Annotated in this window: 24 protein-coding genes and 2 tRNA genes; 19 read left to right on the top strand and 7 right to left on the bottom strand. The window is 62.2% G+C overall.

Annotation, left to right across the window (positions count from 1 at the left end; all coding sequences use genetic code 11):
- Window positions 1-53 precede the first annotated feature (53 nt).
- Together BVG79_RS03035 and coaA are read left to right on the top strand one after the other, a co-directional pair.
- The gene (locus BVG79_RS03035) at window positions 54-1,877 is read left to right on the top strand and encodes a M3 family oligoendopeptidase (protein ID WP_085785583.1); all 1,824 of its coding nucleotides are present in this window, start codon (window positions 54-56) and stop codon (window positions 1,875-1,877) included.
- A 63-nt stretch (window positions 1,878-1,940) separates the two neighbouring features.
- Window positions 1,941-2,849, top strand: a complete 909-nt coding sequence (gene coaA / locus BVG79_RS03030) for a type I pantothenate kinase (protein ID WP_236951400.1) — start codon at window positions 1,941-1,943, stop codon at window positions 2,847-2,849.
- Window positions 2,850-2,879: 30 nt separating this feature from the next.
- On the opposite strand, the gene rpoH is transcribed toward coaA, so the two are convergent.
- Both rpoH and BVG79_RS03020 read right to left on the bottom strand, forming a co-directional pair.
- Window positions 2,880-3,776 carry an RNA polymerase sigma factor RpoH gene (gene rpoH / locus BVG79_RS03025; RefSeq protein WP_085785581.1) on the bottom strand — a complete coding sequence of 299 codons (897 nt, stop codon included), beginning with the start codon at window positions 3,774-3,776 and terminating at the stop codon, window positions 2,880-2,882.
- Between the two features lie 178 nt (window positions 3,777-3,954).
- Window positions 3,955-4,974 carry an RluA family pseudouridine synthase gene (locus tag BVG79_RS03020; protein ID WP_085785580.1) on the bottom strand — a complete coding sequence of 340 codons (1,020 nt, stop codon included), beginning with the start codon at window positions 4,972-4,974 and terminating at the stop codon, window positions 3,955-3,957.
- Between BVG79_RS03020 and BVG79_RS03015 the strand changes: the two genes are divergently transcribed.
- The gene (locus BVG79_RS03015; RefSeq protein ID WP_085785579.1) at window positions 4,973-5,281 is read left to right on the top strand and encodes a DUF6476 family protein; all 309 of its coding nucleotides are present in this window, start codon (window positions 4,973-4,975) and stop codon (window positions 5,279-5,281) included. The genes BVG79_RS03020 and BVG79_RS03015 overlap by 2 nt on opposite strands.
- On the opposite strand, the gene BVG79_RS03010 is transcribed toward BVG79_RS03015, so the two are convergent.
- Window positions 5,278-6,156 carry a hypothetical protein gene (locus BVG79_RS03010; RefSeq protein WP_085785578.1) on the bottom strand — a complete coding sequence of 293 codons (879 nt, stop codon included), beginning with the start codon at window positions 6,154-6,156 and terminating at the stop codon, window positions 5,278-5,280. The genes BVG79_RS03015 and BVG79_RS03010 overlap by 4 nt on opposite strands.
- Window positions 6,157-6,268: 112 nt before the next feature.
- Between BVG79_RS03010 and BVG79_RS03005 the strand changes: the two genes are divergently transcribed.
- The 16 genes from BVG79_RS03005 to rodA all read left to right on the top strand — a co-directional run bounded on the left by BVG79_RS03005 (window position 6,269) and on the right by rodA (window position 20,792).
- Window positions 6,269-6,344 (top strand) — tRNA-Thr (locus BVG79_RS03005).
- 217 nt (window positions 6,345-6,561) lie between these two features.
- The gene (locus BVG79_RS03000; protein WP_085785577.1) at window positions 6,562-7,821 is read left to right on the top strand and encodes an ABC transporter substrate-binding protein; all 1,260 of its coding nucleotides are present in this window, start codon (window positions 6,562-6,564) and stop codon (window positions 7,819-7,821) included.
- 65 nt (window positions 7,822-7,886) lie between these two features.
- The gene (locus BVG79_RS02995) at window positions 7,887-8,756 is read left to right on the top strand and encodes a carbohydrate ABC transporter permease (protein WP_085785576.1); all 870 of its coding nucleotides are present in this window, start codon (window positions 7,887-7,889) and stop codon (window positions 8,754-8,756) included.
- Window positions 8,746-9,552, top strand: a complete 807-nt coding sequence (locus BVG79_RS02990) for a carbohydrate ABC transporter permease (RefSeq protein WP_085785575.1) — start codon at window positions 8,746-8,748, stop codon at window positions 9,550-9,552. Before BVG79_RS02995 ends, BVG79_RS02990 begins: the two co-directional genes overlap by 11 nt.
- 17 nt (window positions 9,553-9,569) lie before the next feature.
- Window positions 9,570-10,304, top strand: a complete 735-nt coding sequence (locus BVG79_RS02985) for a glycerophosphodiester phosphodiesterase family protein (protein ID WP_085787210.1) — start codon at window positions 9,570-9,572, stop codon at window positions 10,302-10,304.
- Complete coding sequence (locus BVG79_RS02980) at window positions 10,301-11,323, top strand: ABC transporter ATP-binding protein (protein ID WP_085785574.1); 1,023 nt, start codon at window positions 10,301-10,303, stop codon at window positions 11,321-11,323. The genes BVG79_RS02985 and BVG79_RS02980 overlap by 4 nt, the downstream gene beginning before the upstream one ends.
- Before the next feature lie 60 nt (window positions 11,324-11,383).
- Window positions 11,384-11,869 (top strand): sigma factor, encoded by a 486-nt coding sequence (locus tag BVG79_RS02975; RefSeq protein ID WP_085785573.1) that lies wholly within the window; start codon window positions 11,384-11,386, stop codon window positions 11,867-11,869.
- 211 nt (window positions 11,870-12,080) lie between these two features.
- Entirely contained in the window at window positions 12,081-12,539 is a 459-nt protein-coding gene (locus BVG79_RS02970) for a DUF4394 domain-containing protein (RefSeq protein ID WP_085785572.1), read from the top strand.
- A gap of 82 nt (window positions 12,540-12,621) precedes the next feature.
- Window positions 12,622-12,695, top strand: a tRNA-Cys gene (locus tag BVG79_RS02965).
- Window positions 12,696-12,835: 140 nt separating this feature from the next.
- A complete protein-coding gene (locus BVG79_RS02960; protein WP_085785571.1) occupies window positions 12,836-13,924 on the top strand; it encodes an alpha/beta hydrolase in 1,089 nt (362 codons plus the stop codon).
- Window positions 13,921-14,892, top strand: a complete 972-nt coding sequence (locus BVG79_RS02955; RefSeq protein WP_085785570.1) for an Lnb N-terminal periplasmic domain-containing protein — start codon at window positions 13,921-13,923, stop codon at window positions 14,890-14,892. Before BVG79_RS02960 ends, BVG79_RS02955 begins: the two co-directional genes overlap by 4 nt.
- Before the next feature lie 248 nt (window positions 14,893-15,140).
- The gene (locus BVG79_RS02950) at window positions 15,141-16,181 is read left to right on the top strand and encodes a rod shape-determining protein (RefSeq protein ID WP_085785569.1); all 1,041 of its coding nucleotides are present in this window, start codon (window positions 15,141-15,143) and stop codon (window positions 16,179-16,181) included.
- Window positions 16,182-16,212: 31 nt separating this feature from the next.
- Window positions 16,213-17,160, top strand: a complete 948-nt coding sequence (gene mreC / locus BVG79_RS02945; RefSeq protein ID WP_085785568.1) for a rod shape-determining protein MreC — start codon at window positions 16,213-16,215, stop codon at window positions 17,158-17,160.
- The gene (locus tag BVG79_RS02940; protein ID WP_085785567.1) at window positions 17,153-17,695 is read left to right on the top strand and encodes a hypothetical protein; all 543 of its coding nucleotides are present in this window, start codon (window positions 17,153-17,155) and stop codon (window positions 17,693-17,695) included. The genes mreC and BVG79_RS02940 overlap by 8 nt, the downstream gene beginning before the upstream one ends.
- 20 nt (window positions 17,696-17,715) lie before the next feature.
- A complete protein-coding gene (gene mrdA / locus BVG79_RS02935) occupies window positions 17,716-19,656 on the top strand; it encodes a penicillin-binding protein 2 (RefSeq protein WP_085785566.1) in 1,941 nt (646 codons plus the stop codon).
- On the top strand, window positions 19,653-20,792 hold the full coding sequence (gene rodA, locus BVG79_RS02930) for a rod shape-determining protein RodA (RefSeq protein ID WP_085785565.1): 1,140 nt from the start codon (window positions 19,653-19,655) through the stop codon (window positions 20,790-20,792). Before mrdA ends, rodA begins: the two co-directional genes overlap by 4 nt.
- A 32-nt stretch (window positions 20,793-20,824) precedes the next feature.
- Here the strand turns inward: rodA and BVG79_RS02925 are convergent, their stop codons facing one another.
- The 4 genes from BVG79_RS02925 to BVG79_RS02910 form a co-directional block, all read right to left on the bottom strand.
- Window positions 20,825-21,688, bottom strand: coding sequence for a 50S ribosomal protein L11 methyltransferase (locus BVG79_RS02925; RefSeq protein ID WP_085785564.1), 864 nt, complete (start codon window positions 21,686-21,688; stop codon window positions 20,825-20,827).
- Between the two features lie 15 nt (window positions 21,689-21,703).
- The gene (gene msrA, locus BVG79_RS02920) at window positions 21,704-22,351 is read right to left on the bottom strand and encodes a peptide-methionine (S)-S-oxide reductase MsrA (protein ID WP_085785563.1); all 648 of its coding nucleotides are present in this window, start codon (window positions 22,349-22,351) and stop codon (window positions 21,704-21,706) included.
- 72 nt (window positions 22,352-22,423) lie between these two features.
- Window positions 22,424-24,604 (bottom strand): primosomal protein N', encoded by a 2,181-nt coding sequence (locus BVG79_RS02915; protein WP_085785562.1) that lies wholly within the window; start codon window positions 24,602-24,604, stop codon window positions 22,424-22,426.
- Complete coding sequence (locus BVG79_RS02910; RefSeq protein ID WP_085785561.1) at window positions 24,604-25,341, bottom strand: alpha/beta hydrolase; 738 nt, start codon at window positions 25,339-25,341, stop codon at window positions 24,604-24,606. Before BVG79_RS02910 ends, BVG79_RS02915 begins: the two co-directional genes overlap by 1 nt.
- Window positions 25,342-25,379: the final 38 nt, after the last annotated feature.

Here is a 25,379-nt window from a genome sequence, read left to right as displayed (position 1 = left end):
TCATTGCGGGCCCCCGCGCCCTATCTGTGGCCTGAACAACAAAGGCTTATGCGATGACGATCCGTTCCAAGACCCCCGTTTTCGATGCCAATGCGATTGGCGGCAACTCGCTCGGGCCGCTGCCCGAATGGAACCTTGACGACCTGTACACCGGCGAAGATAGCCCCGAACTGATCGCCGATCTGGACTGGCTGGCAGGCGAATGCACCAGCTTTCAGGCCGATTACGAGGGCAAGCTGGCCGACCTGTCCGCAGAGGGTATGCTGAAAGCCGTGCAGCGCTACGAGGAAATCGACGTCATCGCTGGGCGCGTGATGTCCTTCGCGGGCCTGCGCTATTACCAAATGACCACCGATTCCGAACGGGCCAAGTTCCTGTCGGACATGCAGGACGAGATCACCAACGATACCACCGCGCTGGTGTTCTGGGGCCTGGAATTCAACCGGCTGGACGATGCGCATCTGGACAAGCTGTTGGCCGAAAACGCCGATCTGGCCCGTTACCGCCCGATCTTCGACCGTATGCGCGCCATGCGCCCCTACCAGCTTTCGGACGAGCTGGAAAAGTTCCTGCACGATCAATCGGTCGTCGGCGCCTCGGCGTGGAACCGGCTGTTCGACGAAACGATGGCCGGCCTATCTTTTGATGTAAACGGCGAGGATCTGAACGTCGAAGCGACGCTGAACCTGCTGACCGACACCAACCGCGCCACGCGCGAGGCCGCGCACCACGCGCTGGCCAAGGTGTTCCGCGCAAACCTGAAAACGTTCGCGCGCATCCACAATACGCTGGCCAAGGAAAAAGAGGTCGAGGACCGCTGGCGCGGCTTCCCCACCCCGCAAACCTCGCGCCACTTGGCCAACCATGTCGAGCCTGAGGTCGTCGAGGCGCTGCGCGATGCGGTGGTCGCCGCCTACCCGCGCCTGTCGCACCGCTATTACCGGCTGAAGGCCAAGTGGATGGGCCTTGATACGCTGCAAGTCTGGGACCGCAACGCCCCGCTGCCGCGCGATACCCAGCGCCCGATTTCGTGGGAAGAAGCGCGCGAAACCGTGCTGGGCGCCTATGGCGATTTCGACCCGCGCATGGCGGAACTGGCCGCGCCGTTCTTTACCGATGGCTGGATTGATGCCGCGGTCAAGCCTGGCAAGGCCCAAGGCGCATTTGCGCACCCGACCGTCACCACCGTCCACCCCTATGTGCTGGTGAACTATCTGGGCAAAACGCGCGACGTGATGACCCTTGCGCACGAGTTGGGCCACGGCGTCCACCAGCGCCTTGCTGCCGGTCAGGGCGAGCTGCTGTCGTCCACCCCGTTGACACTGGCCGAGACCGCTTCGGTCTTTGGCGAGATGCTGACATTCCGCAAGATCCTTGACCAAACGACCGACAAGGCCGCCCGCAAGGCGCTGCTGGCCAGCAAGGTCGAAGATATGATCAACACGGTGGTCCGCCAGATCGCCTTTTATGATTTCGAATGCAAACTGCACGCCGCCCGCGCCGATGGCGAACTGACGCCGGACGACATTTCGATCTTGTGGATGTCGGTGCAGGCCGAAAGCCTTGGCGATGCCTTTGAATTCGCCGACGGGTACGAGACCTTCTGGACCTATATCTCGCACTTCATCCATTCGCCGTTCTACGTTTACGCCTATGCCTTCGGCGACGGGTTGGTGAACGCGCTGTATGCGGTTTACACCGAGGGCGACCCCAACTTCCAACAGAAGTACTTCGACATGCTGTCGGCGGGCGGGTCGAAGCACCACTCGGAACTGCTCAGACCCTTTGGTCTGGATGCGACTGACCCCAAATTCTGGGACAAGGGCCTTTCGATGATCGAAGGCTTCATCGACGAGCTTGAGGCCATGGAAGATTAAGGCATAAGATGGCCCGCAATATGCGGGCCATTTTTTTAGCGGCGCGCCCAAGTACGGATGGTCATGAGCCCCTATATCGACATCATCCTCGCGCAGTTGAACCTGCAGCAGGACCCCGCCGTGCTGGCAGACTGGCCGAAACTGAAAGAACTCGTCTCGCTAGGGGACGACTTGGATCAGGCGGAAGTTGCCAGCGTCCACGCTTTGATCAGCCGCATCATCGCAGCGCAGGTGGACGCCCGCACGGCACTGCGCGGCAATGTATCGGGTTTTCTGCCGGGCACCGATGGCCCTGCCCCTTTCATCGTGGGTATCGCGGGTTCGGTGGCGGCGGGCAAATCGACCATCGCGCGCATTCTACACCGGTTGATCGAAAACTGGCCTAGCCGACCGAACGTGCAGCTGATTACCACCGACGGATTCTTGCGCCCCAACGCGCAACTGGAGGCCCGCAACATGCTGAACCGCAAGGGTTTTCCGGAATCTTACCGCCGCCAATTGCTGCTGGATTTCGTGCTGGATGTGAAATCCGGCAAGCCCGTCGTGACAGCGCCCGTCTATTCGCACCTGACCTATGACATCGTGCCGGGCCAGCGGGTCGAAATCAAACGCCCCGACATTCTGATTATCGAAGGCATCAACATCCTGCAGCCCGGGCTGGTGGCGCCGTTCGTGTCGGATTTCATCGACTTTTCAATTTTCGTCGATGCCGACGACGACGATCTGCTGGCGTGGTATGTCGAGCGGTTCCTGACGCTGCGCGACACCGCATTTACCGACCCCACCAGCTATTTCAGCAAGTTCGCAGGCCTTTCGGACGCCGAAGCAGTCGCCCTGGCCCATCAAATTTGGGACGACATCAACGCGCCCAACCTGAAGCAAAACATTCTGCCGACGCGCCAACGGGCCGACCTAATTTTGCACAAGGGGCGCGATCACCGCGCCGATTTGCTACGCCTGCGCCGCATGTAAAAAGGGCGCCCCGCGGGGCGCCCTAATGGTTTAAGCCACTTCCAGCATGCCCTTTTCACGGGCAAGCTCGGTCATGCGCTTTTGCAGTTTCTCGAAGGCACGCACTTCGATCTGGCGGATACGCTCGCGGCTGACCCCGTATTTCTCGGACAGCTCCTCGAGGGTGACGACCTGATCTTGCAGACGGCGCTGCACCAACACGTCACGCTCGCGCTCGTTCAAATCAAGCATAGCCTCTTCCAACAGGCTGCGGCGGGCATCCAGTTCGTCACGGGCCTCGAAATCGGCAGCTTGGTCGGAATCTTCGTCTTCCAGCCAGTCTTGCCATTGCGTCGAGGAATCGTCGTCGCCCCCCACCATCGCATTCAGCGAGGCATCGCCCCCCGAAAGACGGCGGTTCATATTGACGACTTCTTCCTCGGCCACACCCAGATCATGGGCGATTCGCTGAACGTGTTCGGGGCGCAGATCGCCTTCCTCCAGCGCGCCGATGCGGGATTTAGCCTTGCGCAGGTTGAAGAACAGCTTCTTCTGCGCCGAGGTTGTCCCCAGCTTCACCAGCGACCACGACCGCAGGATATATTCCTGAATCGCCGCGCGGATCCACCACATGGCATAGGTCGCCAGACGGAAGCCCTTTTCAGGGTCGAACCGCTTGACGGCCTGCATCAGACCGACGTTCGCTTCCGAGATCACCTCGGCCTGCGGCAAGCCGTAACCGCGGTAACCCATTGCAATCTTTGCGGCCAGCCGCAGGTGGCTGGTCACCATTTTATGCGCGGCATCCGAATCGCCATGTTCAGCATAGCGACGGGCCAGCATGTATTCTTCCTCAGGCTCCAGCATCGGGAACTTGCGGATTTCCTGCAGATAACGCGACAAGCCTTGCTCGGGCGAAGGTGCCGGAAGGTTGGTATATGTCGACATATGTCCCCCTTCTTATGTATAAGAGTTTAACATCCGATATGGGCTGAAACCGCGCGGTTTCAAGGCCCGCCTTCCCAGTTCACGTCAGCTTTACCGGCGATCTGCGTCTGATCAGATCGCGGTCCGTATGCGATGTATAGCAGGTTTCACATATATCACACAGATGGGATTTTGTGAATTAACCGCGCAAAAGGTTAACAAGTGTAAGCATGTCGTCGGGCAGCGGGGATTCGAAGCGCATCTCCTCGCCGGTGACGGGGTGCACAAAGCCCAGCGTTGCGGCATGCAGCGCCTGCCGGGGGAAGTTTTCGGCAGCTTCAACAGCCTGCGGTGCAAGTTGCTTTGTTGACAGCTTTTTCCGCCCGCCATAGGTCTGATCGCCCAGCAACCCATGGCCCGCATATGCCATGTGGACACGAATCTGGTGGGTGCGACCGGTTTCCAGCCAACAATCCACCAAGGCGGCCGCGCCGTTAAAACTTTCTACCACGCGCACGCGGGTCACGGCATGACGCCCGCCCTCTTGCACGACGGCTTGTTTTTGCCGATCGATGCGGTGGCGGTCGAGACGCGTTTGGATCTTCAAGATCGCCCCGCTTTCAAAATTCACCCCGCGCAGCCCCCGCAAACGCGGGTCGGCGGCGCTGGGTACGCCATGGGTCAGGGCCAGATAATGGCGCTCGATGTCGTGGGCCTCGAACAGCGCCGCAAGACCGTGGTGGGCGCGGTCAGTCTTGGCCGCCACCAACAGCCCCGAGGTATCCTTGTCGATCCGGTGCACGATACCGGGGCGCTTCATGCCCCCAACGCCTGACAAGCGATCGCCGCAATAATGGATCAGCGCGTTTACCACCGTGCCATCGGGCGTGCCGGGGGCGGGGTGGACGACCATGCCGGCAGGCTTGTCGATCACGATTAGATCGTCATCCTCGAACACGACGTTCAGGGGAATGTCTTGGCCGCGGATGTGGCTTTCATCGGCGACCCCGACCGTCACCTCGACCAACGCGCCAGCGGCAACGCGCGCTTTGGCGTCGCGCGCGACCACGCCATTAATGCGCACGGCCCCTTCGTCCAGCAATTTTGCAAGGCGAGAACGTGAAAGCGCGGCTTCCTCTGGCACGTCGCGCGCCAGCGCTTTATCAAGACGCGACGGCGGATCGTCCGCAATGTGAAATGACAGCAGTTGGTGATCCATGGCCGATTCCCCTGACAGCAACGACACCTTTCCCCCGCAGCTACGCTGGCTGCGCAGGTTGGTGACCACGTTGTTGGTCGTGATGATTCTGGGCTTCCTAGTGCTGATCGCGGTGCTTGTCACCCGTCTGGGCCGCGCCCCTGCCCTGCTGCCCCCCGAAATCGTGCTGCCAACGGGCGAAACCGCCCTCAGCCTGACGATGGCCGAAGGCTGGTATTTGGTCGTGACGCAATCGGGGCGCGCGCTGGTATTCGAGCGCGAAACAGGCGCGGTGATCCAAGACATCACCATCGCGCCTGCCGATTAAGGGCGAATGAACGTGATGTCCTCCATCTCGGCGATCACGTCGAGATCTTCCTCGTAGGTCAGGGTCATACCTTCGACGGCGCGCTCGCTCCACCCTGTCAGGTCGATCGAATCCCACGTCAGGGTGGGGTCCTCGTATTGGGGCAGCAAATCGGCGGCCAGCGCGACACGCGCGGCATGACCGACCGGCACATCCTGCCGCAGGCGCTGACGCAGCAACCCCTGCCCTTCCGGCAACAACAGATCGGACAGCAGGTCGAAATCGCCGAAAATAGGGTCATTATCGGCGATACCCAGAATCGCACGGATGATCGTGCCCCAGACCAGCGCCGAATCCTCGTTCGCCCAGACTGTCAGCTTGATGCTGGGCACTGAATCCTTCAACCGCCGCAGCACCTGCGACCACCGCAGGCCCATAATGTCGTAACCGCCCAGGTAACCGCGCACATCGGTATCGCCCAGCGCCTGCATCATGGTGTTGACGAACGAAGCGGGGTTGCGCAGCGCGACAAAGACCTCGATTTCGTCATCGGGAAAGATGGCCTGCAACACTTGCAAGCGCGCCCCCGCCTCGGGCAACGCAATGCCGTCGGCAAACATATGGCGCGGGGCCGCCAGAAAAGCGGGATTCGACAGCGCGATTCGCTGCAGATTGGGCGTTTCTTTGGCAAACTGGTTCGTCACCAGATAACCGAGGGTGGTTACATCCTGCCCCGACAGCCGCGATTCGACGATTTCGCGTAGCGAACGACGATAGTGACGCATCGCGGGCGCACGAATACCGTGTTTGGCCAGCCCTTCGTCGTTGCGCATCAGCGACCGCAGCACCTTTTCGTCATCGGTTGCGTTCAAACCCGCGAAAAAAGCGATCTGCATATACTGGACCCTGATGGACTGCTTACCTTTTGATAAGGAATAGCGTTCCGCGACAAGAGTAAAGCCCCGACGCTCTTGCATCCCCCACCGCGCCCCGCTAAAGGGGCGCTGCGCCCCTATAGCTCAGCTGGTAGAGCGTCTGATTTGTAATCAGAGGGTCGGGAGTTCGAGTCTCTCTGGGGGCACCACGCACGCCGTATGGCTTGCAGCATATGTTTCAGAAAAAATCTGGGTTCACGCGCTCGCCATCAGGCGGGGTGATTGGCTGTATTCTGAACCCCGCGTCAGCGACGCAATATTTCTCATTCCAAAGCATGTGTTTCATCTAACCTTCATCGAAGGATCAGAAATCCGTCGTGCAACGGGCGTAGCGGCCCCGTGAACCACGTTGCATAGGAACGCATAATGCAAGCCCACGCCTACAAGGCCGCTCTGGCCGGAGCAGCCGCGCTGATGATGACGACCGCCGTCGCACATGCCGATGTCACCGTCGAATTCTGGCACAGCTTTAACGGAAAATCTGGCGAAGCCCTGAACGAAATCATCGCCGCCTTCGAAGCCGAAAACCCCGACATCAAAATCGAGGCGCAGCGCGTCGGGAACTACGAAGAAATCGTCACCCAGCTGCAAGCCGCCATCCCCGCTGGGCGCGCGCCTGATGCCGTGGTGATGGAAGTGACGCGCTATGGCCTGTTCGCCGAGCGTGGCGTTCTGACCGATCTGTCGCCCTATATCGATGCCGACCCTCTGAAGGATGACCTCTACCCCTTCGCACAGGAAATCGGGGTCTATAACGGCAAGACGTATATCGTGCCGTTCAACTCCTCGACGCCGGTGGTTTATGCCAACCGCGATATTTTCGCCCGCGCGGGCTTTGCGGACATGCCGCCCCTGACCACGTTCGACGAATTGCAAGCCGCTGCCGTGCAAATTCAGGACAGCCTTGGCGCCGAGGGCATTTGGGGCGCCGCTGCCCCAGGCCAGTTTACCCGCTGGGGCCTTGTCATGGGCAATGGCAGCGAGATGATCGACCGCACCACCCACGAGGTTCTGCTGGATAGCCCCGCCACCATCGCGGCGTATCAGTGGATGGCCGGCCTTGTGAACGACCTGAAGGTCGCCCCGCTGGACACCGTCACATCCGAACAATCGGGCGACGATGCGTTTGTGGCCGGCAAAATCGGCATGACATTCCAATCGACCGGCAATTTCGGCGACAATTACCGTGCGCTGGGCGACAATCTGGTTGTTCTGCCGATGCCCTGCAACGACGGCTGCGCGGTGCCGATCGGCGGGGCCGGCATTGGTATTCTGGATAGCGCCCCGCAGGACGTGAAAGACGCGGCGTATAAATTCATCAGCTTCGCCGCCAACCCGCAGTCGAATGCGCTGTGGTTTGCCAGCACCGGCTACATGCCCATCAACCGCCTGACCGCGGACGAGCCTGTCGCCCAGCAAGCCATGGCCAGCCAGCCGGGGATTGATGTCGCCATCAAGCAACTGGACTACGCCTACGGCCGCGCCCGCCCGCCGGTCGTCACCTGGATGCGCACAAGCGAATACGACATCTGGCAAGCGATGGCCTTGGGCCAGCGCGACGTCACCGAGGCGATGACCGACTTTGCCGCCCGCACCCGCGAGCAAGCCGACCGTCTGTCGCGCTAAACCCCAAAGCATGGCGCCGGGCCCCCGTCACGGGTGGCCCGGCGCGGCTTTTTCCGGATCGTTTCATGCTTCGAAAGCTACCCCCCTACCTGATGGTAGCACCGCTGATGTTGTTCATCGCGTTGTTCACCTACATCCCCATTCTCACCAGCCTCGACCTCAGCTTCCGCGCGTGGGACTTCCTGTCGCCCGACCGGCCTTGGGTGGGGTTTGAAAACTACCAGCGGCTGTTCGCCTCGCATTCGTTCTGGCAGGCGCTGTGGGTGACAACGTTGTTCGTGGTCATCTCGGTGCCGTTGCGACTGGGGCTGGCGCTGGCAATTGCCAGCTTTCTGCTGCGCGAAACCATGGCCAGCCGCATTCTGCGCGGGGCGCTGTTTCTGCCGTATGTCACCTCGACCGTGTCGATTGCGGTGGTCTTTTCATGGGTGTTCTCGACCGACTTCGGTCTGGTGAACGGAGTGCTAGGTGCACTCGGGTTGCCCCGCCCCAGCTGGCTGCAAGACCCGATGCTGGCGCTGTGGGTCATCATTATCGTGAACACATGGAAACAGCTGGGCTACGACATTATCATCTATATCGCGGGCCTGCAGGCCATTCCGGTCGAACTTTACGACGCTGCCGCAGTAGATGGCGGGCGCAAGGCCCATGTGTTCCGCCGCATCACCGTGCCGTTGGTCATGCCGACCACCTACTTCCTGCTGGTTATCTCGGTGATCGAGGCCTTTCAGATATTTACCATTGTCGATGTGATGACCCACGGCGGCCCGGCTGGGGCCACAAACATGCTGGTGGTCGAGCTTTATAAGATCGGTTTTTCGCTGTTCGACATCGGGCAAGGATCGGCGCTGGCCGTGATCTTGTTTGTGCTGCTGGTCGTTCTGGCCTTCGTCAAATCGTATGTCATCGGGCGCAAGGTGCACTATGAATCGTGATCGTATCTTGACTACGCTGGCCTTGCTGGGCGGCGTCATCTTCCTGTCGCCGGTGCTCTATTCGATCTGGATCTCGTTCCAGACAGCAAACGCCTACTACACCCACGGGCTGGAATTCACGTTTAACAACTACACCAAGGCCATCGGCGATTTCGGCTTTGCACGCTATTTGCTGAATAGCCTGATCGTGTCTGGCGTCGTGACCGTCGGCGGGCTGTTCATCGCCACGATCGCGGCGTTTGCCTTTGCGCGATTCACCTTTCGCGGTAACAATCTGCTGTTTGGCGCGGTAGTGACAACGCTGATGATCCCCAGCCATATCAGCCTCATTCCGAACTACCTGTCGCTGGCCAAGGTGGGGCTGCTGGACAGCTATGCGGGGCTGATCCTGCCCGCCATGGCCAATGGCTTTGCCGCGTTTTTCCTGCGCCAATACATCCGCGGCATCCCCCGTGCGCTGGACGAGGCCGCCTATATGGATGGTGCTAGCCACATGCAGGTCTTCTGGCGCGTCATTGTTCCCGTTGCGCGGCCTGCCGTGTTGTCGATGGGCTTGTTCATCTTCATCAGCGAATGGAACAACTATATCTGGCCGCTGATCGCGACCGGCAAACGCGACATGTATACCCTGCAGGTCGGGCTTGCGCGCCTCTATCAGACCAACCCCGGCGAGGGGTTTCTGGACTGGCCCCTCATCATGGCCGCATCCACCATCACACTACTTCCCGTTCTGATCGGCTTCCTGCTTGTCGAGCGCCACTTCGTGCGCGGCATCACCATGGGCGCCGTCAAATGACACCAAAAGGACTGAACATGACCCGCATCGCCTCGCACCGCGGCGGCACGCTGGAATTCGGCGACAGCACGCACGCAGGTTTCACCGCCACCGCGCAAATGCCGCTGGACGAGGTCGAATTCGACCTGCACCCGACACGCGACGGCGCGATCATCGTGCATCACGACGCCACGCTGGACCGCACAACCGACCGCACTGGCGCCATCGCACAGATGACGCTGGCCGACGTGCAGGCCGCCCGCATCAGCTATGGCCACGGCACGGGGCCGATCACGCTGGAACAGCTTTGCGCGATTTTCCAGAACAGCCCCGTCGCCTTTCGCTGCGAAATCAAACCGGGGGTCGACGCGCGTCCCTACCCCGATTTTGTCCCCCGCGTCGTCGCTATGCTGACCGCGCAGGGGCGCTTGGCCACGACGACGTTTTCGTCCTTCTTGCTGGAAAGTCTGGATGAAATCGGCGCGGCCAGCAGCCAGCCGCGCCTGTGGCTGGTCAGCACGCCGGTTCTGGAACAGCTTGGCCTGCCCGCGCTGCTGAAGGTGGCCAAAGACCACGGGCTGCCCGAAATCGGCCTACACATTGATGCCGTTACCGCCGACATCGCAGCCCGCACCCAAGACGCGGGCCTCGCCATCGGCGCGTGGGCCGCCCACACCCCCACCCAAATCACCAAAGCGCTCGATCTGGGGCTCAAGGTCTTTACGACCGACCGCCCCTCGCTTGCCATCGCCATTCGAAAGAACCGCCCATGACCGGCATCACCTTGCGCGACATCCGCAAATCCTACCCCAACGGCCCGCAAATCCTGCACGGCGTCTCGCTTGATATTCAGGCGGGCGAATTCGTGGTGATCGTCGGGCCTTCCGGCTGTGGTAAATCGACGATGCTGCGCCTGATCGCAGGGCTGGAAAACACGGCCGAGGGCGACATCATTATCAACGGCACGCGCGTGAACGACAAAGCACCGCAAGATCGCGACATCGCCATGATCTTCCAGAACTACGCGCTTTATCCGCATATGACGGTGCGCGAAAATATCGCTTTCGGGCTGGAACTGCGCAAAATGCCCAAGGCCGCGCGCAACGCGAAAGCCGCCGAAGTCGCCGAGATTTTGCAACTGACGCCCTATCTGGATCGCAAACCCGGCGCGCTGTCGGGGGGACAACGCCAGCGCGTGGCGATGGGCCGCGCGATGGCGCGCGACACCTCGGTCTTTCTGATGGACGAGCCGCTGTCGAACCTCGACAACGCACTGCGCGTCGCCATGCGGACCGAGATCAAGCAACTGCACCGCCAGCTTGGCGCCACGATCATCTATGTCACCCACGACCAGACCGAGGCGCTGTCGCTGGCCGACCGCATCGCGGTGATGCAAGGCGGCCACTTGCAACAGTTCGCCACGCCGGACGAGATCTACGACACCCCCGCCAACATGTTCGTGGCCGCGTTCCTCGGCGCGCCGGGGATAAACTTCGTTCCTGCCGCAAAACTACCCGAGGCGTTTGTGCGCGGTGCAACCGCAGGGCTGCGCCCGGAAATGCTGTCCGTCCACGCAGCACAGCCCGATGGCTACGCAGTCGCAGGCCGCATCGTGCTATCCGAAATGTCGGGGGCCGAGGTCATCCTGCATATCGACACCGATCTTGGCAAACTGATCGCGGTCAGCCCGCGGCAGGCCATCGCGCATGATGCTGTCGATGTCTGGGTCAGCCTCGATATGCAGCGCGCGCTGTGGTTCGACGCGGATGGACGCGCGATCGACCGGCACTAAGCAGTGCTTGTATGACGTAGCGCGCCGACGCATGCTGCGACCAACGAATGCAGAGGTCGCATGCTACGCCCGTACACGCAGGACGACTTCACGGCTTTGATTGTGAAAGTCGCCCTGCATGATCGCGGTGCCTTCAATAACTTGTATGCGGCAACATCGGCGAAACTTTTCGGAACCTGCCTGCGTGTCTTAAAGAACAGATCCGATGCCGAGGAAGCCTTGCAGGAAGTCTATGTTAAAATCTGTCTAAAGGCCGACCGCTTTGCTCTGATGGGTCAATGCCCGATGTCGTGGCTGACCGCGATTGCCCGTCACCACGCCATCGACCGACTGTGCCTGCGCCGCGCGCGACCTGATGACCAGCGCCGCCCACATGGCAATCAGCCTCGAACCGCCGGGCGGATCAACCACCGGCCCCGTTCTGACTGGCGGCGACCTCCTCGACATCTGCCCCCCGGTTTGGCCAGTCTTCAGGGCGACGCACGAATGTTTTTTTTCGCGCGCAGTGAAACTTTATCGCGCCGCGCCCCGTATCTTCCTGTGTAGCCCCGCCCGAGGGGGCAACATCGGGGGGGGGGTGCGCGCCCAGCGCCGCATTCCACCATACGACGCCCACACGTGCCCCTGCGCGGTCTTTCGTCCCTCCCGCGCGGGACGCATGAGACGCCGCATCGCGGCACAGCAAAACAAAGAAGGAGGCGACCATGTTTGCATTGATTAGTCCCGCAAAGATCACGAGAAAAACCACGGAGACCGCCTGCGCGTGAACGTCGAAACCGGCGAGGTGACTGCCGACGGACGCCACGTCTATGCCGACGGCACGACGCCCAACATCATCGCGGGGACCTACACCAATTCGGTCCCTGGCACAGCCGACACCCAGCCGTTCGACATTAATGGCGCAGCGGGCTGGCTGGTGCTGCAGGACCCGCCAAACGACGGCATCTTGAACCAGATCGGCAGCATCGGCATGACTCCGACCGAGGTCGGCTTTGACATCGCGACCGATAGCGAGGGCGTCAATTCCGCATGGCTGGTCGTCGACGGCACCTTCTACAGCCTCGACCTGACGAACGGCAGCAAGACCGAGGCAGGTATGATCGAAGGCGCGAACGTGCGCGACATTGGATCTTGCCGGGTCAGTAACGCCCGCCCCCTTAAAACCTGCAGCCGCGCCCGCCATAGCGCGGCTGCACCCCCGCCCCGACCAAAGTGACCCAAGAGCAGGCAGTTCCCTGCGATCTTCCCCTTGCGCATCCGCCCGTTTGCCCGTAAATCCGCGCCGTAGCACCCAAAAAGGCGAGTGGGCAGGCTGGCTATGCAGCGGATTGCAAATCCGTGGAGACCGGTTCGATTCCGGTACTCGCCTCCAATATTCCCAGCAAGTTGGCTGGGCCGGTGCGAACATCCCCGACAAACCAAATCTGCAGCATTACGCTAGATTTTCACGTGCACCGTCGCTAACAACGGCGCGACAGTTGTGATGCGCCATGCGTGGCCGGGGTTGCGAAAATGACATCTAACGCGATGAAATGCCTGACGGTTGGTCTGTTGATGACGCTGGCCGCATGCTCCTCGCGCCCGGGGCCGCAAGTTTTGCAGCCCTTGGCCATCGAAACCCCCGCAAACGCCACAACGGTCAAGGTCTACGCCGTCACCAACCGCGCACCATTGGACGGGCACCCCTATGCCTTTGGCGCCGACCGCATGCCCGCCGCGCAGTTCCTCTCGTACGAGGTGTCGATCCCGCCAAACCACACGGCGGGGCACATCGAATGGCCCGTGCGCCAACCCAATCCCGCGACCGACTTCATCACCACATCGCACCACATTCTGAACAGCGCCGCTCTCACGCATGATATCGCCAATAGCGAAGCGGTTGGCCTTTATGTGCATGGCTACAACACCAGCTTCCAAGAGGCCGTGTACCGCATGGCGCAGATGCGCGCCGATGTGCACATGGAAGGCACGCCGGTGCTGTTTTCGTGGCCGTCCGCCGGCAGCCTTGGCGGCTATCTGGCCGATCGCGATGCGACCGACCAATCGCGCACCGCGCTGGTGAACCTGATCATCCAACTGGCCGAGCGCCCCGGCGCCAGCAAGAAAGTCGCCATCCTTGCCCATAGCATGGGCGCGCGCCTCACCCTCGAGGCGTTGATGCAGCTGAAGCTGATGGGGCGGCAAAACATCCTCGACCGCCTGCAGGTCATTCTGGCCGCGCCCGACGTGGATGTAGATTTGTTCCGCGAACAGATCGGCGTCATCGGCCCCATGCACGAGCCGATTACAATCCTCGCCTCGTCCGACGACGGCATATTGCGGTTCTCGCAGCGTGTATCGGGCGGCCATTCGCGGCTGGGGCTGGTCGATGTTTACGACCCCGAGGTGCAGAAAATCGCAGCCGACGCCGGCGTGCGCATTGTCGACATCACCGATGTGCCATCCGACAGCACCGCGCACAGCCGCTATGTCGGGCTGATCAGTAGCGGCGCCACCAGCTATGCCGAAAACCCGCTGTATTCGCTGCGGCAAGCGGGCGCTTTCGTGGTCGAGGGGATCGGCTCGACGCTGCAAAGCATCGGCAACGTTCTGGTCGAATGATGCGCCCTGCTGTGTGTAACAAGATGCGCACGGGCGTATTCTTCGCCGTACTGATCACACTGGCGATTTGGGCGGGCGGCACCATCTGGTTCCAACTGTCAGGCGGGCTGCAGATCGGGGCTTTCACGGTGGCAGCGGCGATGGCCTGCACCTGCATCGTGCTGCGCAAGCGCCGGCTGGGGTGGATTGCGCTGGGCACGAGCATCGGGGTCTTTGCCCTATGGTGGGTGTCGATCACCCCATCCAACGACAAGGTTTGGGCCCCCGAGGTCAGCCGCGGCGTGACCGCCACCCAGACCGGCGCCATCGTCACGTTGCACAACGTGCGCGACTTCGACTGGCAAACGATCACCGACTTTACACCCCGCTGGGAAGACCGGACCTACGACCTCGACAAGATCACATCCATCGACCTGATCACATCGGTCTGGAGCAGCGAGGCCATCGCGCACACGTTGCTGAGCTTTGGGTTTTCCGACGGCCAGCGCGTCGCCTTTTCGGCCGAGATCCGCAAAGAGGCGGGCGAGAGTTTTTCCTCGCTGGGGGGGCTGTTCAAACAATTCGAACTGGTTCTGATCGCGGCGGACGAAGCCGACATCATCTACCTGCGCACCAACGCGCGGCGCGAGGAGGTCTCGCTCTATCCCATCGTCGCCACCCCTGCCGAGGCGCGCGCCCTGTTCGAGGCGTTCACCCACCTTGGCAACCAGCTAGAGACGACGCCCGCGTTTTATCACACGATCTTTGGCAACTGCACGACCATCATCTACCAGTTGGTGCATCAGATCGACCCGACGGCGCGGTTCGACTGGCGGATCCTCGCCTCGGGCTATGTGGCCGATTTTCTGCACGACATCGGGCGAATTGCGTTGGGCGACGATTACGCACATATGCGGGCAGCGGCACGTCTGGGGGCCGACCACCCGCGCGCCGGTTTTTCGCAAGCGATCCGTGCAAGCGCGCCCTAGCCGCGCACCAATCGCCGATGTTCTGTACACAAGCCCGTCAACGTAGGCGTTGAAATGCGGATTTCCGGCGTAATCCGGCCCAATCACCGCCAGTTGCGCGCGCGCTGCCCCTATCGTGCCCTTTCACAGCCGCAGATCACGACCTATAAGGCCAAAATGAGTTTGGGCAGAGGGACGCCAGCGACCCCGAATCGGGGCCCGTCTTCTTTTGGCCAACGCGCAAACAGGATCAGCGGGAAGAACGCGACATGGCAATTTTTGGGGGCTTGTTCTCGTCAGATATGGCGATCGACCTTGGTACGGCAAACACGCTGGTCTACATCAAAGGCCGCGGCATCGTGTTGTCGGAACCGTCCGTCGTGGCCTATCACGTCAAGGATGGCGTCAAGAAGGTGCTGGCCGTCGGCGAGGAAGCCAAGCTGATGCTGGGCCGCACCCCCGGCACGATCGAGGCGATCCGCCCGATGCGCGAAGGGGTTATCGCCGATTTCGCGTCGGCGGAGGAAATGATCAAATATTTCATCCGCAAAGTGCACCGCCGCACCCCCTTTGCGCCCAAACCCAATATTATCGTCTGCGTGCCCCACGGCGCGACGCCCGTTGAAAAACGCGCGATCCGCCAGTCGGTTCTGTCGGCAGGCGCCCGCCGTGCTGGTCTGATCGTCGAACCTATCGCCGCGGCCATCGGTGCGGGCATGCCCATTACCGACCCCACCGGCAGCATGGTGGTCGATATCGGCGGTGGCACCACCGAGGTGGCCGTTCTGTCGCTGGGCGACATCGTTTACGCGCGCTCGGTCCGTGTGGGCGGCGACCGTATGGACGAGGCGATCATCAACTATTTGCGCCGCCAGCAAAACCTGCTGGTCGGGGAAGCGACTGCCGAGCGGATCAAGACCACCATCGGCACCGCCCGCATGCCCGACGACGGCCGCGGCCAGTCGATGCTGATCCGCGGCCGGGACTTGATCAACGGCGTGCCGAAAGAAACCGAAATCACCCAAGCGCAGATCGCCGAAGCGCTGGCGGAACCCGTCAGCCAAATCTGCGAAGCCGTGATCACCGCGCTGGAAGCAACCCCGCCCGATCTGGCCGCCGACATTGTCGATCGCGGCGTGATGATGACCGGCGGCGGCGCGCTGCTGGGCGATCTGGACCAAGCCCTGCGCGAGCAGACCGGCCTTGCCATTTCGGTTGCAGACGAATCGCTGAACTGCGTTGCACTGGGTACGGGCCGTGCGCTGGAATACGAAAAGCAACTGCGTCACGTGATTGATTACGACAGCTGATCCCGTCAGCCGTCAGGTGTAAGGGCTGGATTTGGCACGCGACCATAAATCTTCGGGCGGCAAGGCAACGGGGGACGACTACGTCCGTCCGGTGCGCCGCCTTGTGGTGGGCACGCTAGTGCTGGTCATGGTGCTGCTGTTTCTGGTCTGGCGTATCGATAGCCCGCGGGTCGAACGGATGCGCACCGCCGTCATCGACACTATCGTGCCGCGCGTGCAGTGGGTGACCGCACCGCTGACCGGCACCGCCAAGCTGGTCGCCGACTTCCAAAGCTACCGTCGCATTTACGACCAGAACCGAGAGCTACGGCTGGAGTTGCAGCAGATGCGGGCTTGGCGCGAGGCTGCCCTGCAACTGGAGCAGGAAAACGCCAAGCTACTGGACCTGAACAATGTCCGCATCGACCCGACCCTCACCTATCTGACGGGTGAGGTGCTGGCCGATAGCGGATCGCCGTTCCGCCAGTCGGTGCTGCTTAACGTCGGTGCACGCGACGGTATTATCGACGGCTGGCCCGCGATGGATGGCATCGGTCTGGTCGGGCGCATTTCGGGTGTCGGCAGCCATACATCGCGCGTCCTGCTGCTGACCGATAGCTCCAGCAAAGTCCCGGTACTGATCCAACCCTCGGGTCAGCGCGCGATCCTGTCGGGTGACAACACCATCTATCCTGTGCTGGAATTCATTGAAAACGCAGATCAAATCCGGCCGGGCGATCGGGTTGTATCCTCGGGCGACGGCGGCATTTTCCCGCCCGATCTGCTGGTGGGGCAAGTGGCCCTCGGCACCGACCGGCGGTTGCGCGTGCGCCTGTCGGCCGATTACGAACGACTTGAATTCTTGCGCGTGCTGCGCGCCCCGCGCACCGAGGCGATCAACGACCCCGGGGGCCTGCTGGTCGGGCCGGAACCGACCTTCCCCCCGGCACTAGACGACGGGCAAATGCCGGCCGTTGCGGGTGACGACAGCGATGGCTGAACCCAGCGCCCTGCGCGGCTGGCAGGGCCGCCTGACCTATTTGGTGCTGGCGCTGGCGATTATTCTGCTGCGTTTGTTGCCGCTGAACACCATCCCGCCGGGGCCGGTGGTGCCGCCCGATTTGCTGCTGCTGATCACGCTGGTTTGGGTGACACGGCGGCCCGATTATACGCCGGTTTGGACGATTGCGGTGCTGTTCCTGCTGGCGGACCTGCTGTTCCAGAACCCGCCGGGGCTGGAGGTTGCGCTGGTTATCGCCCTGACCGAGGCGCTGCGCCGCCGCGCCGCCCGCCTGCGCGAGGCGCCTTTCTGGATTGAATGGATGACGGTCACCTTCGGCATCGTGCTGCTGGTTTTCGCCCGCCGCGCGGTGCTTGTGCTGTTTGCCGTGCCACAAGCAGGGCTACCGGCGCAGCTTTCGCAGATGGTCATGACGATTCTGTGTTATCCTTTGGCGGTCGGGATCATGTATCTTGTCTTCGGCTTGCGCCGCCCCGCCGCGGGCGAGGTGAACGCCATGGGGCAAAGGTTGTAATAACGGATGGCACACAGAAGATGATACAAGGACAGCGCGACACCACCGAACGGGGCCCCCGTTTTACGCGGCGGGCCCTGCTGTTGTCGGCGGCGCAGGTCGGCGTGATGGGGCTGCTGGGCTGGCGGATGCACCAGTTGCAGGTCGACAAAGCCGACCAGTTCCGGCTGCTGGCCGAAGAAAACCGCATCTCTGTGCAGCTGATCCCCCCCGCGCGCGGGCTGATTTTTGACATCAACGGCGTCGCGCTTGCAACCAACGAACCCGTCTATCGTATTGTGATCGTGCGCGAAAATGCGGGCGATGTCGAAGACGTTCTGAACCGTCTGGCCCGTATCATCACCCTCACCCCCGAAGACATCGCCCGCACCCGCGAGGAAGTCGCCCGCCGCCCCGCCTTCTTGCCCGTGACCGTTATTGAACGCATCACATGGGACGAGGTTGCGCGCGTCCACGTCAACGCCCCTGCCCTGCCCGGCATCTCGGCCGAGGTTGGCCTGTCGCGCGTCTACCCCCACGGGCAGGACACCGCACATGTGGTGGGTTACGTCGGGCCTGTCAGCGAATACGACCTGTCGCTAATTTCCGAACCTGACCCCATCTTGCAAATTCCGCGCTTTCAGATCGGCAAAACCGGTGTCGAGAACAAGCTGGAAAACGCCATGCGCGGCACTGCCGGCACGCGCCGGATCGAGGTGAACGCCCTAGGCCGCGTCATGCGCGAGCTTGACCGGCAAGAAGGCGACAGCGGCGCCGATATCCAGCTGACGCTGGATTCAAAGCTGCAGGCCTATGTCGAGGCCCGTCTGGATGGCGAAAGCGCCGCCTGCGTGGTGATGGATTGTGAAACCGGCGATCTGCGCGCCATCGGCAGCGCGCCCTCGTTTGACCCGAACCTGTTCGTGCGCGGCATTTCGGTGCCCGACTGGACGGGGCTGAACGAAAACATGTATCGCCCGCTGGCCGCCAAGGCCTTTCAGGGCACCTACCCGCCGGGGTCGACGTTCAAGGCCGTCACTGCGCTGGCCGCGATGGAAGCTGGCGTTCTGACCCCCGAGGAAACAATCTACTGCCGCGGCTTCGTCGAGGTGTCGGGCACCCGCTTCCACTGCTGGCGCGCCGGCGGGCATGGCAATGTCAATTTCAACGACAGCCTGAAATTCAGCTGCGACTGCTATTACTACGAAGTATCGCAGCGGGTGGGTATCGACGCGATGGCCGCAATGGCGCGCAAAATGGGCATCGGTGTGCGCCATGACCTGCCGCTGTCCGCCGTCGCCAGCGGCCTTGCCCCCGACCGCCAATGGAAGCGCGAGGTGCGCGGCGAGGAATGGCGGATCGGCGACACCGTCAACGCCTCGATCGGCCAAGGCTATGTGCTGGCCTCGCCACTGCAGCTGGCCGTGATGACCGCGCGTCTGGCCACCGGTCGCAATGTGGAACCGCGCCTGATCCACGCCGTCGATGGCGTGGTGCAGCCCATCATCGGCGGCGAGAGTCTGGGCCTGAACGAAAACTTCCTGCGCCGCACGCGGCAGTCGATGTTCGATGTGGTCAACCACCAGCGCGGCACGGCCTATGGCACGCGGTTCGACATCGACGGGGTCAAGATGGCGGGCAAAACCGGCACCAGCCAAGTCCGTCGCATCACCCCCGAGGAACGCGCCCGCGGGGTGACGTCGAACGACCAGCTGCCATGGGAACGCCGCGACCACGCGCTGTGGATCGACTTTGCGCCTTTTGACGCGCCAAAATACGCGGTTGCGGTTGTGGTCGAACACGGCGGCGGCGGTGGCAGCGTCGCGGGCCCCATCGGGCGCGATGTGACGATGCAAGCGTTGGCAGGCGGCTTCCCCGCCCCCGAGGCCTACCCCGCCGCCACGCGCGGGCGCGCCACCGAAATCCAAGACCGCGTCCGCAACCTTTTGCAAGAGCGCGGCCGGATCGAGGCTGGCGCATGACCTATCTGAACTACAATTTGAAAAGCGTGCCCACGGGCATCCGCAAGCTACTGTATCTGAACTGGCCGATCATCTTGCTGGTTGTGGCGCTGTGCTGCGCGGGCTTTTTGATGCTCTACTCCATCGCTGGCGGCAATATCGAGACATGGGCCGAGCCGCAGATGAAGCGCTTTGCCATCGGCATGGTGCTGATGTTCGTCATCGCGATGGTGCCGATCTGGATCTGGAAGAACCTGACCGTTATCGCCTATCTAGCCGCGCTGGCGTTGCTGCTGGGGGTGGAACTGTTCGGGCACATCGGCATGGGCGCGCAGCGCTGGCTGGAATTAGGGCCGATCCGCATCCAACCATCAGAGCCCGCCAAGATCGCGATGGTGATGATGCTGGCCGCCTATTACGACTGGTTGCCGCCCAAAAAGGTCTCGCACCCGTTCTGGGTTTTGGTGCCGCTTGTCCTGATTTTGCTGCCTGCGGGCCTTGTCTTCCTGCAGCCCAACCTAGGCACTGCCATGCTGATCATCATGACCGGCGGGGTGATGATGTGGGTGGCAGGCGTGCACTGGGCCTATTTCGCGACGGTGGTCGGCAGCGGCGCGGCAGGAATTTGGGCTATTTTCGCCTCGCGCGGGACGTCGTGGCAGTTTCTACACGACTACCAGTACCGGCGGATCGACACGTTCCTCAACCCCTCGCATGACCCCTTGGGCGCGGGCTACAATATCAACCAAGCGACGATTGCATTGGGCTCTGGCGGGCTGACGGGGCGCGGGTTCATGCAGGGAACACAGTCGCGGCTGAACTTTCTGCCCGAAAAGCAAACCGACTTCATCTTTAACACCTTGGCCGAGGAATTCGGCTTCATTGGATCGATGACATTACTGGTGCTCTACGGGCTGGTGATGTTCTTCTGCCTGTCATCGGCCCTGTCGAACCGCGACCGCTATTCGTCGCTGGTGATCATGGGCATTTCGACCAGCTTCTTTGCGCTATTTGCCGTGAATATGATGATGGTGATGGGACTGGCACCGGTGGTGGGCGTGCCGCTGCCGCTGGTATCTTATGGCGGATCGCAGCTGATGGTGATGCTGGCGGCGTTCGGACTGCTGCAAAGCGCCCATGTCCACCGCCCCAGATAAAAAGGCGGGGCAAATATGCCCCGCCTTTTGTTTTAGGTGCGCACCATCGTCAGGATGGTCCAGTCTGTGATCTGATCACGCGCCTTTAGGGCAAAACCAGCTTCTTCATAGACAGCGATGACGCTATCGGCTTGTTCGTTCAAAATGCCCGACAAGATGATATACCCGCCGGGCACGACATTGCCGCCCATTTCAGGGGCAAGGGCAACCAGCGGGCCTTTCAGGATGTTCGCAAACACCAGCTGATACGGCGCACGCGCGCGCAGCGGGGCGGCGTCAAAGCCTGCCGCCTCGACGCAGATCACGCGGCCATCCATGCCGTTTGCCGCCACGTTGGCAGCCGCAACATCCACCGCCACCGGGTCGATATCGCTGGCGATCACCGTTTCGGGCCACAGATGCGCTGCGGCCATGGCCAGAACGGCTGTGCCCGCGCCGATATCGGCGGTGTTGGCCGAATGGAACCCTTCATCCGCCAGCCGGTCAAGCGCCAGCAGGCAGCCCAAAGTGGTGCTGTGGTGGCCGGTGCCAAAGGCCATGGCGGCCTCGATCAACAGGGGCATGCGGCCCGCGGGCACCTTGTCGGCGTCATGGCTGCCATAGACGAAGAACCGGCCCGCCTCGACGGGCGATAGCTCGCGCTTGACCTTGGCCACCCAGTCGACATCGGGCACCTCGGACACGACGAACGGTTTCGCGCCATAGCTGACGGCGATCAGATCCAGCATGATCTCGTCGGGTTTTTCCTCGAAATGCACGCCGATCTCGTACAGGCCCGAGCCGTCCTCGATCTCGAAAACGCCGACGCCAAAAGGCTCCAGCTCTTCCAGCGCTTCGCCCAGCGCCTCGGCGCTGTCTTGGTCGGGGGCGGTCGTGTGGGCCGAATACATCGTCATATGGATCGCTTTCGTTCAGACGCCAAGGCCGATGGGGCAGGTCACGCCAGTGCCGGCGATGCCGCAATACCCGTCGGGGTTCTTGGCCAGATATTGCTGGTGGTAATCTTCGGCGTAGAAATAGTTTGGCACGTCCGCGATTTCGGTGGTGATCGCACCAAAGCCCGCATCGCCCAAACGCGCGCCAAAGGCATCGCGCGAGGCCAGCGCCGCTTGCTTTTGCGCCGCACTATAGGTGTAGATCGCCGAGCGGTATTGCGTCCCGCGGTCGTTGCCCTGACGCATGCCTTGGGTCGGGTCGTGATTTTCCCAGAACACTTTCAGCAGGTCGTCATAGCTGATCTGAGCGGGGTCGAAGACCACGCGCACAACCTCGGTATGGCCGGTCAGGCCGGTGCAGACCTCCTCGTAAGTTGGGTTCGGGGTGTAGCCACCCGCATACCCGACCGACGTCGAGATCACGCCGGGCAACTGCCAGAACACACGCTCGACCCCCCAAAAGCAGCCCGCGCCGAACATGGCAACTTCTGCGCCTGCGGGCACGGTGTGCAGATCACTGCCGTTGACGAAGTGCGTCGTGGCGGTGGGAATGGCGTTGGCGCGGCCCGGCAATGCGTCTTGCGGGGCGACCATCACGTCCTTGGTTCCAAAAAGCGAGAACATGGTAACGGCCTTTCAATGGATTGGATGGCCCCAATATAAACATCGAGGCCGCGCATTTCGACTATTTGTTCTTCACAAGAAGGATTGCGGGTCAATGTCAATGGTCAGCCGCATCTCAGGTGGTAACGGCAGGGCGCACCACTGCGCCAAAGCCGCCTGCAAATGCACCGATTTAGCGGCCTTCACCAGTAGCCGCACGCGGTGCCGCCCGCGCACCCGCGCGATGGGTGCTGGCGCGGGACCGTAAACCTCAATCCCGCGCGCGCGCAGCGGGTCAGCGGCGCGCTGCAGGCGGTTGCCGATATCAAACGCCGCCTGCAAATCGGGAGAGGAGATGATGATTCCCGCCATGCGGCCATAGGGCGGCACGCCTGCGGCGCGGCGCTGGTCGGCCTCGGCCTGCCAGAAACCTTCGTCATCGCCCGACAAAATGGCCCGCAAAACGGGGTGTTCGGGCTGATAGGTTTGCAGCAAGGCCACGCCTTTCGCAGCGGCCCGCCCTGCCCGTCCGGCCACTTGGCGCATCAGTTGGAATGTCTTTTCCGCCGCCCGCAGATCCGAGCCCTGCAGGCCTAGGTCGGCGTCAATCACCCCGACCAACGTCAGATTAGGAAAATTGTGCCCCTTGGCGACGATCTGGGTGCCAATGATGATGTCGGCCCCGCCATCGGCGATCTCGGCAATTCTTTCCTTCAGCGCGCGGGCGGTGCCAAACAGGTCGGATGACAGCACGACGACACGCGCCTCGGGGAAGGTGCGCTTGGCTTCTTCCTCTAACCGCTCGACCCCGGGGCCGACGGGCACCATCTTGCCCTCGACCCCGCACGAGGGGCAGGCATCCGGCACGGGGCGCTGCGCGCCGCATTGGTGACAGACCAAGCGGTTCAGGAAGCGGTGTTCGACCATGCGGGCGTCGCATTCCTCGCAGGCGACCTGCTGGCCGCAGGCGCGGCACAGGGTGACGGGCGCAAAGCCGCGCCGGTTCAGAAACAGCAACGACTGTTCGCCCCGCTGCAGCCGCTGCAGCACCGCGCCTTGCAGGGTGGGCGATATCCAATGCCCCCCAGCCAGCTTTTCGGCCCGCATATCGATGGCGTGCATGTCGGGCATCACGGCGACGCCAAAGCGGGAATGCAGGTCGATGCGGGCGTATTTGCCGCTATCGGCATTCGCCCATGTTTCCAAACTGGGCGTGGCCGAGGCCAGCACAACATGTCCCCCGTTCAGGCTGGCGCGCAGCACCGCCATATCGCGGGCGTTATACAGCACCCCGTCACCCTGCTTGTAAGACCCGTCGTGCTCCTCGTCCACTACGACCAACCCGAGGTCTTGGAACGGTAAAAACAGCGCCGAGCGCGCGCCAACCACCACTTGCGCGTCACCTGTGCCGATCATCTTCCAGACACGGCGCCGCTCGGTCATCGTGATGCCCGAATGCCATTCGGCGGGGCGGGCCCCAAAGCGTTCCTCGACACGCCGCAGAAATTCGCCAGACAGAGCGATTTCGGGCAGCAGCACCAAGGCTTGGCGGCCTTGGCGGAGGGCCTCGGCGACGGCCTCCAGATAGACCTCGGTCTTGCCCGAGCCTGTCACCCCCTTCAGCAGCGTGGTGCCATATTGGCCGCTGGCGACGGATTGGCGCAGCTTGGCAGCCGCGTCGGCCTGATCCTCGGTCAAGGTCTTGCTGGGATGGGCGGGATCAAGACGGGGAAACGGCAAATCGCGCGGGGCGACTTCCTCGGCCAAGGCCCCGGCCTTGACCATCCCCTTGATGACCGAAGGCGTCACGCCAGCAGCCTCGGCCAACTCGCCCAATGTAAACGCCAACCCGCTGAAATCGGCCATCACCGACAGCACGGCCTGCCGTGCAGGGGTCATGCGGTCGGGCGTTTGGCCGGTCGCGCGGTAAATCAGCCGCGTCGCCTCGTCCAATTGCGGGGCGCGCACGGTCATCCGCAGCATTTGGTGCAGCGGCGACAGCGTGTAATCAGCTACCTTTTCCAAGAACCGCCGCATCTCATCCCGCAGGGGGGGCGCATCGTGCAGGCGCGTGATGGCGCGCACCTTGGCAAGGTCGTAGTTGCCCTGCCCCGCCCCCCAGACCACGCCCAACACTTTACGCGGCCCCAAAGGCACCTCGACCAACGCACCCAGATCGCAACCGCCTTCGGGGGCGCGGTAATCCAGCATGCGGTCGATGGGCTGGGTCGTTAGAACCGATACCAGCGCGCCTTCGGAGAAGTCGGGTTGCATCACAGGGCGGCAACCTCGGCCACGGCAGTTTCGATGATGCGCAGGCAAGCAGGGGTCGAGAAGCGGTGGTCTGCCCCCTTGACCAGCGTCAGGCGAATATCCTCGCCCGTGACGTGATCCAGCAGGCGATAGGCAACCTGCGGCGGCACGTCGACATCGGCGGTGCCTTGCAACAGGCGCACGGGGAACGGCAGATGCAACGGGGTGCGCAGAACCAGATTGCTGCGGCCATCCTCGACCAGTTTCAGCGTGTAGGGGTAAGGCGCGCCATATTCGGACGGCTGCAAGATGCGGCCATGAGTCTGCATTTCTTGCTTTTGCGCATCGTTCAGGCTGGCCCAGACCAGATCTTCGGTAAAATCGGGCGCTGCTGCAATAGTGACCAGACCGGCCAACCGTTCGGGAAAGGCGCGTGCCAGCAGCAGCGAGATCCACCCGCCCATGGACGAGCCCACCAAGACGACCGGCCCATCGATACGCGCCAGCACCGCGCGCGCATCCGCCGCCCAATCGCCAATGCAGCCGTCGGTAAATTCCCCGCCCGAAATACCGTGGCCGGAATAGTCGAACCGCATGAAGCCAAGGCCCCGCGCCTGCGCCCATTCGCGCAGGGCCAGCGCCTTGTTCCCTTCCATATCCGAACGGTAGCCGCCGCAGAACATGACCGTCGGCCCCTGCCCCCGCAGATGCTCAAACGCAATGTCGCGCCCTTCGGGTGTGATGAAACGTTCGATCATGGCATGGCCCCCTCTGATGTTGGTGTGAAAGTGGCCCC

This window comes from Ketogulonicigenium robustum, from assembly GCF_002117445.1.
Lineage (GTDB): Bacteria > Pseudomonadota > Alphaproteobacteria > Rhodobacterales > Rhodobacteraceae > Ketogulonicigenium > Ketogulonicigenium robustum.
The sequence above is the reverse complement of the archived record's forward strand: the minus strand, read 5'-3'. Positions and strand labels throughout refer to the sequence as shown.

What these genes read in the sequence shown, in the direction of transcription:
- BVG79_RS03035 (WP_085785583.1), top strand. Translation starts at nt 54, where the DNA reads ATGACGATCCGTTCCAAGACCCCCGTTTTCGATGCCAATGCGATTGGC.
- coaA (WP_236951400.1), top strand. Translation starts at nt 1,941, where the DNA reads ATGAGCCCCTATATCGACATCATCCTCGCGCAGTTGAACCTGCAGCAG.
- rpoH (WP_085785581.1), bottom strand. Translation starts at nt 3,776, where the DNA reads ATGTCGACATATACCAACCTTCCGGCACCTTCGCCCGAGCAAGGCTTG.
- BVG79_RS03015 (WP_085785579.1), top strand. Translation starts at nt 4,973, where the DNA reads ATGGCCGATTCCCCTGACAGCAACGACACCTTTCCCCCGCAGCTACGC.
- BVG79_RS03020 (WP_085785580.1), bottom strand. Translation starts at nt 4,974, where the DNA reads ATGGATCACCAACTGCTGTCATTTCACATTGCGGACGATCCGCCGTCG.
- BVG79_RS03010 (WP_085785578.1), bottom strand. Translation starts at nt 6,156, where the DNA reads ATGCAGATCGCTTTTTTCGCGGGTTTGAACGCAACCGATGACGAAAAG.
- BVG79_RS03000 (WP_085785577.1), top strand. Translation starts at nt 6,562, where the DNA reads ATGCAAGCCCACGCCTACAAGGCCGCTCTGGCCGGAGCAGCCGCGCTG.
- BVG79_RS02995 (WP_085785576.1), top strand. Translation starts at nt 7,887, where the DNA reads ATGCTTCGAAAGCTACCCCCCTACCTGATGGTAGCACCGCTGATGTTG.
- BVG79_RS02990 (WP_085785575.1), top strand. Translation starts at nt 8,746, where the DNA reads ATGAATCGTGATCGTATCTTGACTACGCTGGCCTTGCTGGGCGGCGTC.
- BVG79_RS02985 (WP_085787210.1), top strand. Translation starts at nt 9,570, where the DNA reads ATGACCCGCATCGCCTCGCACCGCGGCGGCACGCTGGAATTCGGCGAC.
- BVG79_RS02980 (WP_085785574.1), top strand. Translation starts at nt 10,301, where the DNA reads ATGACCGGCATCACCTTGCGCGACATCCGCAAATCCTACCCCAACGGC.
- BVG79_RS02975 (WP_085785573.1), top strand. Translation starts at nt 11,384, where the DNA reads ATGCTACGCCCGTACACGCAGGACGACTTCACGGCTTTGATTGTGAAA.
- BVG79_RS02960 (WP_085785571.1), top strand. Translation starts at nt 12,836, where the DNA reads ATGACATCTAACGCGATGAAATGCCTGACGGTTGGTCTGTTGATGACG.
- BVG79_RS02955 (WP_085785570.1), top strand. Translation starts at nt 13,921, where the DNA reads ATGATGCGCCCTGCTGTGTGTAACAAGATGCGCACGGGCGTATTCTTC.
- BVG79_RS02950 (WP_085785569.1), top strand. Translation starts at nt 15,141, where the DNA reads ATGGCAATTTTTGGGGGCTTGTTCTCGTCAGATATGGCGATCGACCTT.
- BVG79_RS02940 (WP_085785567.1), top strand. Translation starts at nt 17,153, where the DNA reads ATGGCTGAACCCAGCGCCCTGCGCGGCTGGCAGGGCCGCCTGACCTAT.
- mrdA (WP_085785566.1), top strand. Translation starts at nt 17,716, where the DNA reads ATGATACAAGGACAGCGCGACACCACCGAACGGGGCCCCCGTTTTACG.
- rodA (WP_085785565.1), top strand. Translation starts at nt 19,653, where the DNA reads ATGACCTATCTGAACTACAATTTGAAAAGCGTGCCCACGGGCATCCGC.
- BVG79_RS02925 (WP_085785564.1), bottom strand. Translation starts at nt 21,688, where the DNA reads ATGACGATGTATTCGGCCCACACGACCGCCCCCGACCAAGACAGCGCC.
- msrA (WP_085785563.1), bottom strand. Translation starts at nt 22,351, where the DNA reads ATGTTCTCGCTTTTTGGAACCAAGGACGTGATGGTCGCCCCGCAAGAC.
- BVG79_RS02915 (WP_085785562.1), bottom strand. Translation starts at nt 24,604, where the DNA reads ATGCAACCCGACTTCTCCGAAGGCGCGCTGGTATCGGTTCTAACGACC.
- BVG79_RS02910 (WP_085785561.1), bottom strand. Translation starts at nt 25,341, where the DNA reads ATGATCGAACGTTTCATCACACCCGAAGGGCGCGACATTGCGTTTGAG.